Origin of the sequence: Streptomyces kunmingensis (assembly GCF_039533535.1) — a bacterium.
Classification (GTDB): domain Bacteria; phylum Actinomycetota; class Actinomycetes; order Streptomycetales; family Streptomycetaceae; genus Streptomyces; species Streptomyces kunmingensis.
Genome location: NZ_BAAATS010000006.1, coordinates 158,111 through 174,612, shown reverse-complemented (window position 1 = coordinate 174,612; position 16,502 = coordinate 158,111). Strand labels below are relative to the sequence as shown.

Here is a 16,502-nt window from a genome sequence, read left to right as displayed (position 1 = left end):
CGGCAACGTTCTCGCCGTACTGCTCACGCTCGGCTTCATCGCCGTGCCCGTGGGCGTCATGACCGGATTGGTGAGCTGAGGAACGACATGAGCACCTACGCGGACTACTCCACCGGGGAACCGGTCGTCGACACCAAGGCCCCGGCCGGGCCCGTCCAGGAGCGCTGGGACACCCGCCGCTTCGAGGCGAAGCTGGTCAACCCCGCCAACCGCCGCAAGCACACCGTCATCGTCGTCGGGACCGGTCTGGCGGGCGGCAGCGCGGGCGCCACGCTCGCCGAACAGGGCTACCACGTCGTCCAGTTCTGCTACCAGGACTCGCCGCGCCGCGCCCACTCGATCGCCGCGCAGGGCGGCATCAACGCCGCGAAGAACTACCGCAACGACGGCGACTCGGTGTACCGCCTCTTCTACGACACGGTCAAGGGCGGAGACTTCCGCGCCCGTGAGTCGAACGTGCACCGCCTCGCGCAGATCTCGGTCGAGATCATCGACCAGTGCGTCGCCCAGGGTGTGCCCTTCGCCCGCGAGTACGGCGGCCTCCTCGACACCCGGTCCTTCGGCGGTGTGCAGGTCTCCCGTACGTTCTACGCTCGCGGCCAGACCGGGCAGCAGCTGCTGCTCGGCGCCTACCAGGCACTCAGCCGGCAGGTCGCCGCGGGCAACATCGAGCTTCATCCCCGTACCGAGATGCTCGACCTCGTGATCGTCGACGGGAAGGCGCGCGGCATCGTCGCCCGCGACCTCGTCACCGGGAAGATCGACACCTACTTCGCGGACGCCGTCGTCCTCGCCTCCGGCGGCTACGGCAACGTCTTCTACCTCTCCACCAACGCCATGAACTCCAACGCGACCGCCATCTGGCGGGCGCACCGGCGCGGCGCCTACTTCGCCAACCCCTGCTTCACGCAGATCCACCCCACCTGCATCCCGCGCACCGGCGACCACCAGTCGAAGCTGACGCTCATGAGCGAGTCGCTGCGCAACGACGGACGCATCTGGGTGCCGAAGGCCAAGGGTGACGACCGCCCGGCGAACAAGATCCCCGAGGACGAGCGCGACTACTACCTGGAGCGCATCTACCCCTCTTTCGGCAACCTCGTCCCCCGAGACATCGCCTCCCGCGCCGCGAAGAACGTGTGCGACGAGGGGAGAGGGGTCGGCCCCGGCGGGCAGGGTGTCTACCTCGACTTCGCCGATGCCATCCAGCGGATGGGGCGCAAGGCCGTCGAGGCCAAGTACGGCAACCTCTTCGACATGTACCAGCGGATCACCGACGAGGATCCGTACAAGGTGCCCATGCGGATCTACCCGGCCGTGCACTACACGATGGGCGGCCTGTGGGTCGACTACGACCTCCAGACCACCGTCCCCGGCCTGTTCGCGATCGGCGAGGCCAACTTCTCCGACCACGGAGCCAACCGGCTCGGCGCCTCCGCCCTGATGCAGGGCCTCGCCGACGGCTACTTCGTTCTCCCGGCCACCATCAACGACTACCTGGCGAAGCACCCGCACACCGACGAGGTGAACGCAGAACACCCCGCGACCGTCGAGGTCGTGCGCCAGACCGAGGAGCGGCTCGCGAAGCTGCTCGCCGTCGACGGGGACCGTACGCCCGACTCCTTCCACCGTGAACTCGGCGAGCTGATGTGGGAGTTCTGCGGCATGGCCCGCACCGAGGAGGGCCTGCGCAAGGCGCTCGACCGGATCCCGCAGATCCGCGAGGAGTTCTGGCGCCGCATCAAGGTGCCGGGCACCGGCGAGGAGTTCAACCAGTCCCTGGAGAAGGCGAACCGCATCGTCGACTACATCGAGCTCGCCGAGCTGATGTGCCTCGACGCGCTGCACCGCGCCGAGTCCTGCGGCGGCCACTTCCGTGAGGAGTCGCAGACCCCGGACGGCGAGGCCGCCCGCGTCGACGAGGAGTTCTCCTACGCGGCCGCCTGGGAGTTCACCGCGACCGGCGAAGCCCCCGCCCTGCACAAGGAAGACCTCGTCTTCGAGTACGTCCACCCCACTCAGCGGAGCTACGCATGAAGCTCACCCTGCGCGTCTGGCGCCAGAAGAACGCCGACGCCGAAGGCGCCATGTCCACGTACGAGGTGGACGGGATCTCCCAGGACATGTCGTTCCTGGAGATGCTCGACACCCTCAACGAGGAACTCATCGTCCAGGGCGACGACCCCGTCGCCTTCGACCACGACTGCCGTGAGGGCATCTGCGGCGCGTGCTCGCTCGTCATCAACGGCGACGCGCACGGGCCGGAGCGCACCACGACCTGCCAGCTCCACATGCGGTCCTTCGAGGACGGCGACACGATCGACATCGAGCCGTGGCGCGCCTCCGCGTTCCCCGTCATCAAGGACCTGGTCGTCGACCGGACGGCCTTCGACCGGATCATCCAGTCCGGCGGCTACATCACGGCGCCGACCGGCGCGGCCCCCGAGGCGCACTCCACCCCGGTGCCCAAGCCGGACGCGGAGTTCGCCTTCGAGAACGCCGAGTGCATCGGCTGCGGCGCGTGTGTGGCCGCCTGCCCCAACGGCGCGGCCATGCTCTTCACCTCCGCCAAGATCAACCACCTGAACGTGCTGCCGCAGGGCGCCCCCGAGCGCGAGACCCGCGTCCTGGACATGGTGGCGCAGATGGACGAGGAGGGCTTCGGCGGCTGCACGCTCACCGGCGAGTGCGCGACGGCCTGCCCCAAGGGCATCCCGCTGTTCTCCATCACCAGCATGAACAAGGAGTGGCTGCGCGCCAACCGCAAGGTCAGCCGCGGCTGATCCATCCATGAACGTCCCGCGACCAGCGCGGGGTGGGCGGGACCGGGAGTGGTGCTCAACCCCGGTCCCGTCATCGTGTCCGCACACGGATGGCACCAGTTCCCGCACGCCCCTGACGCCCCGTCATCTTCCTGGCGTAACGTCGTCGCATGTACCCGGGAGCGTACGACCGAGCGAAGCCGGCCGTCGTCACGGCCGACGGCAACAGCACGCTGACGTATGGCGAGTTGGAGGAGAACTCGCTGCGCCTCGCCGACCACCTGCGTACGGCGGGACTGCGCGGAGGCGACCATCTGGCCCTGCTGTCCGACAACGACCCACGCGTCATGGAGGTCCACTGGGCCGCCCTGCGCTCGGGCCTCTACCTCACCGCCGTCAACCATCATCTGACCGCGGAGGAAGCCGCCTACATCGTGCGGGACTGCGGAGCGGCCGCCCTGATCGTCGCCGACGGCATACTCGGTGAACTCGGCGCGCGTGTGGCCGAGTTGGTGCCAGAGGTGACCCTCCGGCTCGGTTTCGACGACGGTACGTACGACGCCGCCCTGGCCGAGGCCTCGCCCGAGCCGCCCGAGGTCCAGCCGCGCGGCGCCGACATGCTCTACTCGTCCGGCACGACGGGCCGGCCCAAGGGCATCCAGCCGACGCTGCCCGACGGTGACATCCGCACCGACCCCTCCACGTACCAGCTGCTCTTCGAGCCCATGTACGGCTTCGACGAGGACAGCGTCTATCTGTGCCCGGCGCCGCTCTACCACGCGGCGCCGCTCCGGTTCTGCCACACGGTCATCGCGACGGGCGGCACCGTCGTCCTCATGCCGTCCTTCGACGCGGAAGGCGCCCTGGCGGCGATCGAACGCCACCGCGTCACGCACAGTCAGTGGGTCCCGACCATGTTCGTGCGCATGCTCAAGCTCCCGGACGCGGTGCGCGAGCGCTACGACACCTCGTCGATGAAGGTCGCCGTCCACGCGGCCGCGCCCTGCCCCGTCGAGGTGAAGCGGCGGATGATGGACTGGTGGGGGCCGGTCCTGTACGAGTACTACTCGGCGACCGAGGGGAACGGGATCACCTTCATCGGCCCGGACGAGTGGCTGCGCAAGCAGGGTTCCGTCGGCCGTGCCGGGCTCCTCGGCGAGCTGCGGATCTGCGACGAGGAAGGGAAGGTGCTGCCGCCGGGGGAGACGGGCATCGTCTACTTCGAGCGGGACGAGCTGCCGTTCCGCTACCACCACGACGAGGACCGCACCCGCGAGGCGCAGCACCCCGAGCACCCCCATTGGACCACCACGGGCGACATCGGCCATGTCGACGAGGACGGCTATCTCTTCCTCACCGACCGCAGGGCTTTCACGATCATCTCCGGCGGGGTCAACATCTATCCGCAGGAGATCGAGGACTGCCTCGTCCTGCACCCGGCGGTCGCCGATGTCGCGGTCATCGGGGTACCGGACGAGGAGATGGGGGAGTCGGTGCGGGCGTACGTGCAACCGTCCGAAGGGGCCACTCCCGGACCGGAGTTGGCCGCTGAACTGACCGCGTACGTACGCGACAGCATCGCGCGCTACAAGGTGCCGAGGCAGGTGGAGTTCGTGTCCGACCTCCCACGTACCCCCACAGGAAAACTGGCCAAGGGAAAACTCCGTTCAGGGGCGCGGGGCGCTCAGCCACCCAGCAGGCGCTGAAGGTAGGGGGCGGTGCGGCTCGCGGGATCGGCGGCCACTGCTCCGGGCGGCCCGGCAGCCACCACACGCCCACCCGCATCGCCCCCGCCAGGGCCCATGTCGACCACCCAGTCCGCCCCGGCGACCACCGCCATGTCATGCTCCACGACCACCACGGAGTGCCCCGCGTCGACCAGTCCGTGCAGTTGCCGCAGCAGCACCTCCACGTCCGCCGGGTGCAGTCCGGTGGTCGGCTCGTCGAGGAGGTACAGGGTGTGACCGCGGCGTGTCCGCTGCAACTCGCCCGCCAGCTTGATGCGTTGGGCCTCGCCGCCGGAGAGCTCGGTGGCGGGCTGGCCGAGGCGGAGGTAGCCGAGCCCCACGTCGAGCAGCGTGTGCAGACTGCGGAGCACTGCGCCGGCCGCGTCGTCGTCGGCGAAGAACGCGGCGGCGGACTCCACGGTCAGATCGAGCACCTCGGCGATGTTCCGCCCCCGGTACGCCACTTGGAGCGTCTGCGGGTTGTAGCGGGCGCCCGCGCAGTCCGGGCACGGCGCGTAGGTGCTCGGCAGGAAGAGGAGTTCGACGCTGACGAACCCCTCGCCCTGGCAGGTCTCGCAGCGGCCTCCCGCCACGTTGAAGGAGAAGCGGCCGACGCCGTAGCCGCGGGCCTTCGCCTCGGCCGTGCCCGCGAACACCTTCCGTACGACGTCGAACAGGCCCGTGTACGTGGCCAGGTTCGAGCGCGGCGTCCTGCCGATCGGCTTCTGGTCGACGGCCACGAGCCGTCCGACGCCCTCCAGCTCCTCGGTGATCTCGCCGATGAGCGTCGACTTGCCGGACCCGGAGACGCCGGTGACGGCGGTGAACGCGCCCAGCGGGAGCTCCGCCGTCACGTCCCGCAGGTTGTGCCGCGTCACCGGACCGACCTTCAACCAGCCCTTCGGGGAACGGACTTGGCGTGCTTCCCGCGGTGCGTCGTCGAACAGGAACCGTGCGGTCGCCGAGCCCTCGACCTGGCGCAGCTCCGCCACCGGTCCGCTGTGCAGCACCTGCCCGCCGTGCTCCCCGGCCAGCGGTCCGACGTCGACCAGCCAGTCCGCGCGGCGCATCACGTCCAGATGGTGTTCGACGACGAACACCGAGTTGCCCGCCGACTTGAGGCGGTCCAGGACCGTCAGGAGCGACTCGGTGTCCGCCGGGTGCAGGCCGGCGGACGGCTCGTCGAGCACATACACCACACCGAAGAGACCGGACCTCAACTGCGTGGCGAGGCGCAGGCGTTGCAGCTCGCCGGCGGAGAGGGTGGGCGTCGACCGGTCAGGACTCAGATAGCCGAGACCCAGCTCGGTGATGGTCGCGATCCGGGCCAGAAGGTCGTCCGTGAGCACACGTGCCGTCTCGGAGTCCTGCTCGTGTGCGGCGAGGATGCCTGCCAGCTCCGTCAGCGGAAGCCGCGCCAGCTCGGCGATGGTCCGGCCCGCGAACGTCACCGCCAGCGCCTCGGCCCGCAGCCGGGCGCCCCCGCACGTCGGGCACGGCGAACTCTCCAGGAACTTCTCCGCCTTCGCACGCAGCGTCCGGCTCTTGGAATCGGCGAACGTCTTCAGCACGTACCGGTTCGCGCTCATGTACGTGCCCTGGTACGGGCGTTGGATGCGGTCCGCGTCCCGCACGGGGTGGACCGTGACGACCGGCTGCTCGTCCGTGAACAGGATCCAGTCGCGGTCCGCCTGCGGAAGGTCCCGCCAGGGACGGTCCACGTCGTGGCCGAGCGTGTCGAGGATGTCCCGCAGGTTCTTGCCCTGCCAGGCGCCCGGCCACGCGGCGATCGCGCCCTCCCGGATCGACAGCGACGGGTCGGGGACGAGCAGCGCCTCGGTGGTGCGGTGCACGCGGCCCAGGCCGTGGCAGGCCGGGCACGCCCCGGCGGCGGTGTTCGGCGAGAAGGCGTCCGAGTCGAGCCGCTCCGCGCCCGGCGGATAGCTGCCGGCCCGCGAGAACAGCATCCGCAGCGAGTTCGACAGCGTGGTGACCGTGCCGACCGAGGAGCGGGACGTCGGCGCCGAGCGGCTCTGCTGGAGCGACACCGCCGGCGGCAGCCCGCTGATCGAACCGACCTTCGGCGCGCCGATCTGGTGGATGAGGCGCCGCGCGTACGGGGCGACCGACTCGAAGTAGCGGCGCTGCGCCTCCGCGTAGATCGTGCCGAACGCGAGCGAGGACTTGCCCGACCCCGAGACCCCCGTGAACACCGCGAGGACGTCCCGCGGCACGTCCACGTCGACGCTCCTGAGATTGTGCTCACGGGCACCGCGGACCCGGACGAAGCCGTCGTGGCGGGGGTCGGGCGAGGACGGGTGGGACATGGGCGGGGCTCCAGGTGGCGCGGTGCTGTGCGGTGTGGCGGTCGCGGTCCGGCCACGGCGGGCCAGGGGCAAACCACACGATCCTAGGCCGCGCCGCAGCGTGTCCCCGTACGCCTCTCTTGAGCGCGCCGCGGGATGTCCCCGTACAGCGCCCCCTTGAGCGCGCCGCGGGCTCTCAGCCGTTCGCGGTGCCCTGGAGCGGGCTCAGGCGCGCGATCCGGGCCAGCCTCCGGTACGACTCCAGCAGGCCCTCGCGGTCGTACGTGCTGGTCGTCACCAGCACCTCCTGCGCGCCGCTCTCCTTGATGACCGTCTCCAGCTCGTCCGCGACCTGCTGCTCCGTGCCCACGATGTGGCCGCGCAGCCCGGACTCGTACAGCTCGCGCTCCTTCGCGGTCATCTCCAGGCCCGCGACCCGCTCGGCGGGCGGCAGCGGCGGGAAGGTGCCGTGCGTGCGCGAGTACGCCATCGACCAGGCCTCGGGGACGAGCAGCCGGCGGGCCTCCGGCTCGCTGCCGGCCACCGCGACCGTCCCGGAGATCACGACGTACGGCTCCTCGGCCCGGGCGGAGGGGCGGAACTCGGCGCGGTAGCGGTCGATGCCGGCCAGCATCTTCTCCCGGTTCCGGAAGTCGCCGATCACCATCGGCAGACCCGCGCGGGCGGCGATCGAAGCGCCCTCGCCCATCGCCAGTACGTACGGCGGCACCGTCAGGCCCTCGCTCGGGCGGGCATGCGCGTGGGTCGCCGACGTGCCGGTGAAGAACGCGAGGAGTTCCTCGAGCTGCCCCGCGAAGTCGTCCGCGTCGGCGGCGTCCTTGTCGCGGCCGAGGGCCTTGCGGACGCCGTCCGTGAACCCGACGGAGCGGCCGATCCCCATGTCGATCCGGCCCGGGAACAGCGACTCGAGCACCCCGAACTGCTCGGCCACGACCAGCGGCCGGTGGTTGGGCAGCATGACACCGCCGGTGCCGACGCGGATCGTCCGGGTCGCCGCCGCGACGGCTGCCGCGAGCACGGTGGGCGCGGACCCCGCGACCCCGGGCACCCCGTGGTGCTCGGCGACCCACAGGCGGTGGTAGCCGAGGCGCTCCAGGTCCTGGGCGAGCGAGACGGTGTCGCGCAGCGCCTGCGGTGCCGTGCCGCCCTCGCGGGTGCGGGAGCGGTCCAGGACGGAGAAGCGGGTCGTTTCGATCACGGTGGTCACGTTCGTCTCAACGCTTCGCAGCCGCGGGGATTCCCGGACGCGCCGCTTAGGCTGCCGTCATGACGCGGGACGCGCGGCCGGTGGCCGTATTCGATCTGGACGGCACGCTCGCCGACACGGCGCACCGGCAGCGGTTCCTGGAGCGCAGGCCGCGGGACTGGGACGCCTTCTTCGCGGCAGCCCCGTACGATCCGCCGCTCGCCGAAGGGGTGGCGCTGGCGCTGGAGAGCGCGCGCGAGTGCGAGATCGTGTACCTGACCGGGCGGCCCGAGCGCTGCCGCGCCGACACCGAGGCATGGCTCGCCGCCCAGGGGCTGCCGCCCGGAGCGCTGACGATGCGGCGCAACGACGACCGCAGGCCCGCCCGGCGCACCAAGCTCGACGCGCTGCGCCGGCTGGCCCGCGGACGCGCCGTACGGATGCTCGTGGACGACGACGAGCTGGTGTGCGACGAGGCGGAGCGAGCCGGATTCACCGTCGTACGGGCCCGCTGGGCGAGCACGTCGGCGGCGCTGAAGGACGCCCAGGAGCGCGAGGGACGGACCTGAGCCGCTCCCGCCGCCCCGGCTGTCAGCCGTCGGCGTCCAGGCGAAAGCCCACCTTGAGGCCCACCTGGTAGTGCTCGACGTCCCCGTCGACGATCTGCCCGCGGACCTGCGTGACCTCGAACCAGTCGAGGTTGCGCAGAGTCTGCGAGGCGCGCGCGATCCCGTTGCGGATCGCCTGGTCGACGCCCTCGTGGGAGGTGCCGACGATCTCGGTGACACGGTAGGTGTGATTCGACATGGTTCCACCGTGCCCCAGGGTGCCGCGGTCCGCGAGAGGACGAACGGACACGTACGTTCGACTTACTTTCCAGTAACTCTTGACCCCCCGATTGGTACATACCAAAATCCAGCCACACCCGTGAGAGCCGCATGCTCTTCCCCCCACGTCGGGCGATCCTCCCTGTCCGCAGGAGAAAGTGACCCACGTGAGATCCCGCCGTGCCGTGCTGTCCCTCGGTTCCCTCGTTGTCGTGACCGGCGCGCTGAGCGCGTGCGGAGCACTGCCCGGCGGCGAACCGGAGCGACGTACGGTCACCGTCTGGCTGATGCGCAACAGCGCGTCGGACGCGTTCATCAAGCGCTTCACCAAGGAGTTCGAGGCCGAACACGCCGACGTGCGCCTGGACATCCGCATCCAGGAGTGGACCGGCATCGGCGAGAAGGTCAGCGCCGCACTGAAGGCCCCCGGCGGCGGCAGCACCCCCGACGTGATCGAGGTCGGCAACACCCAGGTCCCGCAGTACGTCGACGAGGGCGGGCTGCTCGACCTGTCCCTGGAGTCCGCGCGCGACCTCGACATGGCGGACTGGCTGCCCGGCCTCGCCGAGCCGGGCGTCGACAAGTCCCGGCAGTACGGCATCCCTTGGTACGCCGCCAACCGCGTCGTCATCTACAACAAGGACCTCTTCGCGCAGGCCGGCATCAAGAATCCGCCCAGGACGCGCGCCGAGTGGCTCGACATGACGCGCCGGCTCGACGCCGGCGCCGCCCAGGGCATCTATCTCGCCGGGCAGGACTGGTACTCGCTGTCCGGATTCATCTGGGACGAGGGCGGCGAGCTGGCCCACGAGTCGTCCGGCACCTGGACCGGCACCCTGGACACCCCGGCCGCGCTGCGGGCCATGGACTTCTACCAGGAGCTGCAGGCGCTGGGCAGCGGCCCGAAGGACGCCGACGAGGAACACCCCCCGCAGGCCGACCTGTTCGCGAAGGGCGACATCGCCCAGATCATCTCGGTGCCCGGCGCGGCCCAGCAGATCGTCCGCAAGAACCCGGCCCTCGAAGGGAAGCTGGGCTACTTCCCGATCCCCGGCAAGACGGCCGCACGCGCGGGCGCCGTCTTCACCGGCGGCTCCGACCTCGTCGTCGCGGGCAGTACCGAGGACCGGGCGGGCGCGGTCGCCGTGGTGAAGGCCCTGGCCGGAAAGAAGTGGAACACGGAACTGGCCAGGACCATGAACTACGTCCCGAACAAGACGACCCTGGCCGACGCCGTGGCCGACGAGCCGGGCGTCGCCGCGATGGCCGTCGGCGCCGCCCACGGCAAGGCGACCCCCGCCTCCCCGCTCTGGGCGAAGGTGGAGGCCGCCGACAACCCCATCAAGGCCTATATGACCCGGGTCCTGTCCGGCGCGGACCCGGCCACCGAGGCGAAGAAGGCGTCCCGCGAGATCACCCGACGCCTGGACGAGAGCGGCGAGTGACGTCGCGTCCCGGCGGGGGTTGTATCCCGCCGGGACGCGCCGGGGATGCGTCTCAGGAAGCCGGCACCGTACTCAGCGACACCGCGAACCGTCCCTCCGAGTCCGTCCACCACTGCGTCAACTCAAGGCCTGCCGCTGCGAGTTCACTCTGTACCCCCTCGCGCCGGAACTTGGCCGACACCTCCGTCCGCAGCTCCTCACCCGCCGCGAAGTTCACCGCGAGATCCAGCGCCGGAACCTTCACGGTCTGCGCCACGGCGGAGCGCAGCCGCATCTCGATCCACTCCCGCCCGGCGTCCCAGACGGCCACGTGGTCGAACGCGTCGAGGTCGAAGTCGGCGCCGAGTTCGCGGTTGACCACGCTCAGGACGTTCTTGTCGAACGCCGCGGTGACGCCCGCCGCGTCGTCGTACGCGGCGACCAGCGTCGCCTCGTCCTTGACCAGATCGGTGCCCAGCAGGAAGAAGTCACCGGGCGACAGCAGCTGCCGTACCGACGTCAGGAACGCCGTGCGCTCCTCGGGCAGCAGATTGCCGATCGTGCCGCCGAGGAACGCCACCAGACGGGGCCCGGGCGTCGGCGGCAGCACGAGCGGCCGGGTGAAGTCGGCGACCAGGGCGTGGATGTCCAGCGCGGGATGCTCGGCGAGGAGCAGCTTCGCGGCACCCCGCAGCGCACTCTCGCTGACGTCCACGGGCACGTAGTGCGTCAGCTCCGAGAACGCCTCCAGCAGGTGCCGGGTCTTGTCGGAGGAGCCCGAGCCCAGCTCGATCAGGGTCCGTGCGCCCGTCGCCCCCGCGATCTCCGCGGCCCGCGCCATGAGGATCTCCCGCTCGGCGCGCGTCGGGTAGTACTCGGGCAGTGTGGTGATCTCGTCGAAGAGGTCGCTGCCGTGCGCGTCGTAGAACCACTTGGGCGGCAGCGTCTTGGGGGAACCGGTCAGACCGGCCAGGACGTCGGACCGCAGCGCGGCCCCCGTGGCGTCCTCGGGCAGGGTGCGGGTGGTTGCGTACGGGCTCACGCGGACGGCTCCTTGAGCGGGGTCAGCAGGACGTCGGTACGGTCGGCCGCGAGCAGTGTGCGGTCGGGCACCTCGGTCCAGTGCGGATCGCCGTCATACGGCTCGGAGGCGACGACGACGCTGCGGCCGGGCCGGGCGAGATACCAGAGGGTGTCGCCCCAGGCGGTCGCGGCGATCGTCTCGCCGTTGGTGAGGAGGAGGTTCAGGCGGGCGGCGGGCGCGGCCTCGGCCACCTCGAGGACGGTGTCGGCCAGCGCCTGCGCCTCGTCGTCCCCCGAGCGCAGCCGCCTCAGCACCAGCGCCCACAGGAACGCCGCGTCGCAACGGGCCTCCATGGACAGCAGATCGGCCGCGGGCAGCGTGGACACGAGCGGCGCCAGCGAGTCCGGCCAGCCGGGCACCGCGCCGTTGTGGCTGAACAGCCAGGGCCCGGACGCGTACGGCGCCGCCGCGGCCTCCCCGTCGGCGCCGGCGAGGGTGGCGTCCCGGACGGCCGCGAGCAGCGCCCCGGAGCGGACCACACGGGCCAGATCCGCGTACGACCGGTCACCCCAGATCGGCCCCGCGCGCCGGTACCGGGCGGGCGCCGGGTCCCCGTCCGCGTACCAGCCCACACCGAAACCGTCGGCGTTGACCGTGCCGTACCGCTGCCGGCGCGGCGCCCACGACTGGCGGAACAAACTGTGCGGGGGCGCGTCCAGTACCTCGCCCAGCGGAACCGGCGGTCCCACGTAGGCCAAGTGACGGCACATCAGGAGGCCTCCTGCGCGTCGGCGTCGCGCGCGGTGCGGAAGCCCGAGAAGATCTGCCGCCGGATCGGCAGGTCCCAGTTGCGGAACGTGCCCCGGCACGCCACCGCGTCCACCGCGAACGAGCCGCCCCGCAGCACCTTGTGGTCGGGGCCGAAGAACACTTCCGAGTACTCGCGGTAGGGGTAGGCGACGAAGCCGGGATAGGGCAGGAAGTCGCTCGAAGTCCACTCCCAGACATCGCCGATCAACTGCCGTACGCCGAGCGGCGACGCACCCAGCGGGTAGCTGCCGGCGACGGCCGGACGCAGATGGCGCTGGCCCAGGTTCGCGTGGTCCGGCGTCGGGTCGGCGTCGCCCCACGGGTAGCGCGTCGAGCGGCCCGACGCGGGGTCGAAGCGGGCTGCCTTCTCCCACTCCGCCTCGGTCGGCAGCCGGCGCCCGGCCCAGCGGGCGTAGGCGTCGGCCTCGTACCAGCTCACGTGCAGCACCGGCTCGTCGGGCGGGACCACCTCCGTGACCCCGAAGCGCCTGCGCAGCCACTGGCCCGCCTCCCGCCGCCAGAACTGCGGCGCCTCGAAACCGTGGTCGCGCACCATCGCCCAGCCCGCGGGCGACCACCAGCGGGTGTTGCGGTAGCCGCCGTCGGCGATGAACTCCATGTACGCGGAGTTCGTCACGGGCGTCGTGTCGATGCGGAAGGCCGGCACGAACCGGGCGTGCGCGGGCCGCTCGTTGTCCAGCGCCCACGGCTCGGCCGTCGTACCCATCGTGAACGGGCCGCCCGGGACGAGGACTTCGGCCGGACCGTCGAAGGGCCGCGCCGGCCGCTCGGGGTCGGGGGCGGTGAGCGCCGCCGCGCCCGCCCGGAGCTGATGCGTGATCAGCATCGTCTCGTCGTGCTGCTGCTCATGCTGCGCGATCATGCCGAAGGCGAAACCGGAGCGGGTCAGCCGCTCGGCACCGTCCGCCTCGAACGACGCCGAGTCCAGGATGTCGAGCGCTCTGCCGCGCACCTCGGCCGCGTAGCCGCGGGCCTCCTGCGGAGCGAGCAGCGGCAGGCTGGGGCGTTCGGCGCGCGGGTGCTCGAACGCGTCGTACAGCGGGTCGATCTCGGGCCGCATCGCCGCACGGCCCGCCACCGCCCGCAGCAGCCACTGCTCCTCCTGGTTGCCGATGTGCGCCAGGTCCCACACCAGCGGCGACATCAACGGCGAGTGCTGCGCGGTCAGTTCGGGCCCCTCCACACAGCTCGTCAGGAGGGTGGTGCGGCGCCGCGCGGCCAGCAGGGCATCGGCCGCGCGACGGCGCAGCGCCTCCGGGTCCGTGGTGACGTTCTCCTCGATGGTCATGAGCGGACGGTCCTCCCCTGTGCGGGTTCGGGCAGCAGATCGAGCACGTCGTCGGCGGGACACCGGCCGCGCACGACATGGCGGTGGGTGAAGTCCGCGACCGCCCGCTGCACGTCGGGGGCCGCACCGATCCTGGGCAGCGCGTCCAGGGCCGCCGCGAAGCAGGCCGTCGCCGCCTCACGCAGCTCGGGGTCGGCCAGACCGGCCCTGGCCGCCTCCCGCCACAGCGGGTTGTGCGGCGCGGGCAGCGGACCGGCGCGCTCCACCAGCGGCTTGACGATCCGGTACGCGGTCTCGGCCGCCTGCGGATCGTCGAAGAGGGCGGTGGTCACGGCGAGCGGCACGAGCCACCCGTCGTCACCCGGCTGCGCGTCGATCATGCGCAGTTCGAGATGGCCGCGCGGCCGCACCGGCGGGAACAGCGTGGTCAGGTGGTAGTCGAGGTCGGAGCGGGCCGGCGGCCGTACCGTGCCGCCGCCGCGGGCCCACTGCCGGAACGACAGCCCCTCGGGGACGTGCCACGGGCCGCTGTCCGTGCGCACGCACATCACGGGCGCGTCCAGGACGTGCCGTGTCCAGGCCGCGCGCGGCTCGCCGTCGAGCGGCGGCGCTCCCGAACGGCCCACGGCGATGCGCTCCCACAGCAGTTGCCGTGTGGACCGCCAGCCCGTCGAACGCCCCGACAGCATGGGGGAGTTGGCGAACGCGGCGACCAGGACGGGGCCCAGCAGATGAGCGAGCCGCCAGCGCCGGCCGTGGCCCAGCGGGCCCGGCTCCTCGTACCCGGCGTCCAGGCACACCTGCACGGAGGCGGAGGAGCACATCATGGACCGCCCGGCGGGACCCGCACGGTCGAGGGACGCCTCGAGGGCGTCGTAACGGGGTTGGTGGAGGACACGTCGCGGGGGCCGCCACGGGTCGGTGCCGTGGCCGGACAGGACGAGTCCGTGACCGCGGAGCGCGGCGCGGACGGCGGTCAGATCGGCCCGCATGGCCGAGACACATTCCATCAGCGTGGCGGCGGGGAGCGAACTCAGCTCCAGCTGACCGCCGGGTTCCACGGTGAGCGCCGAGCCCAGGGGCAGGGCGCGCAGTGCGACATAGGCCGCGTCGAGTCGTTCGGGTGCCACCTGGTGACGTGGGCGCCGCGGCTCGTGGACGATCCACTCCAGCTCCACGCCCACCGTGCGGGGCGGGCCCGTCTTGAAGCAGATGCCCTGCACCAGGGCCTCCGCCTCCGCCTCGGTGACCGGGTCACCGTAGGCCGTACAGTCTCCCTCGCTCATGCCGGGATCCTCCTGGTCCTCGTGCGTCCATGGTCCCCGGTGGGGGCCAGGTCGGCGATTCGGACCGGCGTGGGCCGATCCGGGCCATGCCCGTCCCACCCAAGACGCTCGCGGCGCTTCGCACAAGAGTGCCCCTGGGCTTGCTGTCGGCTTCCCCGGGGCTCTCCTGGGAGGGACGGAGAACTGTTGCCCCGGCCGTCACCGTTCAGTCACTTCCAGCCGTAGCGCTCCCTCAGCCGCAGCACCACCAGATTGAAGCGGCCCCGGTCCAGGGCGCACGCCTCGCGCCGCATCCCGCGCTCGTGCACGCGCAGCACCCGGTCCACGTCCACCCACGAGTCGCGCCCACTGCTGTCCCAAGGCCCCGAACCGATCGGCACCCACTCCCGGTCGTGGTCGTGCCGCTTGCTGGACAGCTGCACGGCGAGCAGCGTGCCCGCCGCCTCGCGCGCGACGACGAGCACCGGCCGGTCCTTGCCGCGCCCGTCGTTCTCCTCGTAGGGCACCCACGTCCAGACGATCTCGCCCGGGTCCGGGTCGCCGTCGTGCTCGGGCGCGTACTCGGTGCGCACCGGCCCCACCCGCCGCGGATCGGCCTCCACCGTGGCCGTCGCACCGCTGCGGCCCGGGTGTTCGTACGCCTGGTCATCTGTAAAGGCAGTCACGCGGGTCACGTTAGAGGCTGGACGGCGCAATCCGCGCGGCGGGTACGGCGGACGCACCGCAGGCTCGGCGCATGGCACGACGAATACACCGAAGCGCCCTGTCCGCCCTCGCCGTCCTGCTCAGCCTGGGCGCCGCGGCCCCCCTTCCCCCGGCGCCGCCCGCGCGCACCGTCTCCGCCTGGCTGCCCTACTGGAACCAGGAGGCCGCCTACCGCGAGGCCCTCGCGCACGCCGCGCAGCTGCGGACCATCAGCCCCTTCTGGTACGAGACGAAGTCCGCGACCCGCGTCGACGGCCACCCCGGCGCCGGTGACCGCCGCGTCGTCGACGGCCTCCACGCCCAGGGGATCCAGGTCGTCCCCACCGTCATGGAGCAGCTGAAGCCCGGCGTCCTGGGCGCCGTCCTGACCAGCCCCGCCCAGCGCACGGCACATGTGAAGGCCCTGCTCACCGTCGTCCGCAGCCGCGCCTACGACGGACTCGACCTCGACTACGAGACCATCGCGCCGACCCCGGATGCCAAGTACCCCGCCGTGCGCGCCGGTTACGCCGCCTTCGTGAGCGACCTGTGCGCGCGACTGCACGCCCTGCGCAAGCAGTGTTTCGTCACCGTCACCCCCAAGACCCGTACCACCGGCCGCGTCTGGGACTACCGCAAGCTGGGCGCCGCCGCCGACCGGATGCGCATCATGGCGTACAACCTCCACCACGCCGAAGGACCACCGGGACCGCTGACGACACCACGCTGGTACGACGAGATCCTGGCCCGCGCGACGGCCGAAGTACCGCGCGACAAACTGGAGATGGGCCTGCCCGCCTACGGCTGGGACTGGGCGGTCGGCAGCAGCGACCGGGCGATACACCTGACCTCGAAGGAGGCCGACGCGCTGCGCCGCAAGGTCAGGGCGCCCTACGCCCTCGACCCCGGCTCGAGCACACCGCACTTCACGTACCAGGACGGCGGGACCCGTCGCACCGTCTGGTACCAGGACGCCCGAGGCACCGCCGCCCACCTGCCGGCCCTGCGCAAGTACAAAGTGGTGAACACCGTGCTGTGGGCGCTCGGTTTCGAGCAGCCCGAGCTGTGGCGGACGCTGGCCGCCGGATAGCCGCAGGTGCCCGGGCAGGGGGCGGGCCACGGCCTGCCCGGAGCCC

General features: G+C 71.7%; 14 protein-coding genes and 1 pseudogene. 7 read left to right on the top strand and 8 right to left on the bottom strand.

The annotated features are described in order from the left end of the window. The 4 genes and pseudogenes from ABD366_RS09125 to ABD366_RS09110 all read left to right on the top strand — a co-directional run. Positions 1-79, top strand: a pseudogene (locus tag ABD366_RS09125) (succinate dehydrogenase); the annotation flags it as partial. A gap of 8 nt (positions 80-87) precedes the next feature. Next, entirely contained in the window at positions 88-2,037 is a 1,950-nt protein-coding gene (locus ABD366_RS09120; protein ID WP_324775055.1) for a fumarate reductase/succinate dehydrogenase flavoprotein subunit, read from the top strand. Continuing rightward, entirely contained in the window at positions 2,034-2,783 is a 750-nt protein-coding gene (locus tag ABD366_RS09115; RefSeq protein WP_324775052.1) for a succinate dehydrogenase/fumarate reductase iron-sulfur subunit, read from the top strand. The genes ABD366_RS09120 and ABD366_RS09115 overlap by 4 nt, the downstream gene beginning before the upstream one ends. Positions 2,784-2,932: 149 nt before the next feature. Beyond that, the gene (locus ABD366_RS09110; RefSeq protein WP_324775049.1) at positions 2,933-4,468 is read left to right on the top strand and encodes an acyl-CoA synthetase; all 1,536 of its coding nucleotides are present in this window, start codon (positions 2,933-2,935) and stop codon (positions 4,466-4,468) included. Here the strand turns inward: ABD366_RS09110 and ABD366_RS09105 are convergent. Both ABD366_RS09105 and ABD366_RS09100 read right to left on the bottom strand, forming a co-directional pair. After that, positions 4,447-6,816 carry an excinuclease ABC subunit UvrA gene (locus ABD366_RS09105; RefSeq protein ID WP_324775046.1) on the bottom strand — a complete coding sequence of 790 codons (2,370 nt, stop codon included), beginning with the start codon at positions 6,814-6,816 and terminating at the stop codon, positions 4,447-4,449. The genes ABD366_RS09110 and ABD366_RS09105 overlap by 22 nt on opposite strands. Before the next feature lie 175 nt (positions 6,817-6,991). Continuing rightward, the gene (locus ABD366_RS09100; RefSeq protein ID WP_324775044.1) at positions 6,992-8,023 is read right to left on the bottom strand and encodes an MsnO8 family LLM class oxidoreductase; all 1,032 of its coding nucleotides are present in this window, start codon (positions 8,021-8,023) and stop codon (positions 6,992-6,994) included. 59 nt (positions 8,024-8,082) lie between these two features. Between ABD366_RS09100 and ABD366_RS09095 the strand changes: the two genes are divergently transcribed. Beyond that, entirely contained in the window at positions 8,083-8,571 is a 489-nt protein-coding gene (locus ABD366_RS09095) for a phosphatase domain-containing protein (protein WP_324775042.1), read from the top strand. A gap of 22 nt (positions 8,572-8,593) precedes the next feature. Here ABD366_RS09095 and ABD366_RS09090 read toward each other — a convergent pair whose 3' ends face one another. Further along, entirely contained in the window at positions 8,594-8,809 is a 216-nt protein-coding gene (locus tag ABD366_RS09090) for a dodecin (RefSeq protein ID WP_324775039.1), read from the bottom strand. Positions 8,810-8,987: 178 nt separating this feature from the next. Between ABD366_RS09090 and ABD366_RS09085 the strand changes: the two genes are divergently transcribed. Further along, complete coding sequence (locus ABD366_RS09085; protein ID WP_324775037.1) at positions 8,988-10,274, top strand: extracellular solute-binding protein; 1,287 nt, start codon at positions 8,988-8,990, stop codon at positions 10,272-10,274. A gap of 52 nt (positions 10,275-10,326) precedes the next feature. Here the strand turns inward: ABD366_RS09085 and egtD are convergent, their stop codons facing one another. The 5 genes from egtD to ABD366_RS09060 form a co-directional block, all read right to left on the bottom strand. Beyond that, positions 10,327-11,295: an L-histidine N(alpha)-methyltransferase gene (gene egtD, locus ABD366_RS09080; RefSeq protein WP_324775034.1), complete on the bottom strand. Its 969-nt coding sequence runs from the start codon at positions 11,293-11,295 to the stop codon at positions 10,327-10,329. Further along, positions 11,292-12,047 (bottom strand): ergothioneine biosynthesis protein EgtC, encoded by a 756-nt coding sequence (egtC, locus tag ABD366_RS09075; protein ID WP_324775032.1) that lies wholly within the window; start codon positions 12,045-12,047, stop codon positions 11,292-11,294. The genes egtD and egtC overlap by 4 nt, the downstream gene beginning before the upstream one ends. Next, positions 12,047-13,396 (bottom strand): ergothioneine biosynthesis protein EgtB, encoded by a 1,350-nt coding sequence (egtB, locus tag ABD366_RS09070; RefSeq protein WP_324775030.1) that lies wholly within the window; start codon positions 13,394-13,396, stop codon positions 12,047-12,049. The genes egtC and egtB overlap by 1 nt, the downstream gene beginning before the upstream one ends. Beyond that, complete coding sequence (gene egtA, locus ABD366_RS09065; protein ID WP_324775027.1) at positions 13,393-14,682, bottom strand: ergothioneine biosynthesis glutamate--cysteine ligase EgtA; 1,290 nt, start codon at positions 14,680-14,682, stop codon at positions 13,393-13,395. The genes egtB and egtA overlap by 4 nt, the downstream gene beginning before the upstream one ends. A gap of 209 nt (positions 14,683-14,891) precedes the next feature. Further along, complete coding sequence (locus tag ABD366_RS09060; RefSeq protein WP_324775025.1) at positions 14,892-15,347, bottom strand: type II toxin-antitoxin system PemK/MazF family toxin; 456 nt, start codon at positions 15,345-15,347, stop codon at positions 14,892-14,894. 71 nt (positions 15,348-15,418) lie between these two features. On the opposite strand from ABD366_RS09060, the gene ABD366_RS09055 reads away from it, so the two are divergent. Beyond that, the gene (locus ABD366_RS09055) at positions 15,419-16,456 is read left to right on the top strand and encodes a glycosyl hydrolase family 18 protein (protein ID WP_324775022.1); all 1,038 of its coding nucleotides are present in this window, start codon (positions 15,419-15,421) and stop codon (positions 16,454-16,456) included. Positions 16,457-16,502 lie beyond the last annotated feature (46 nt).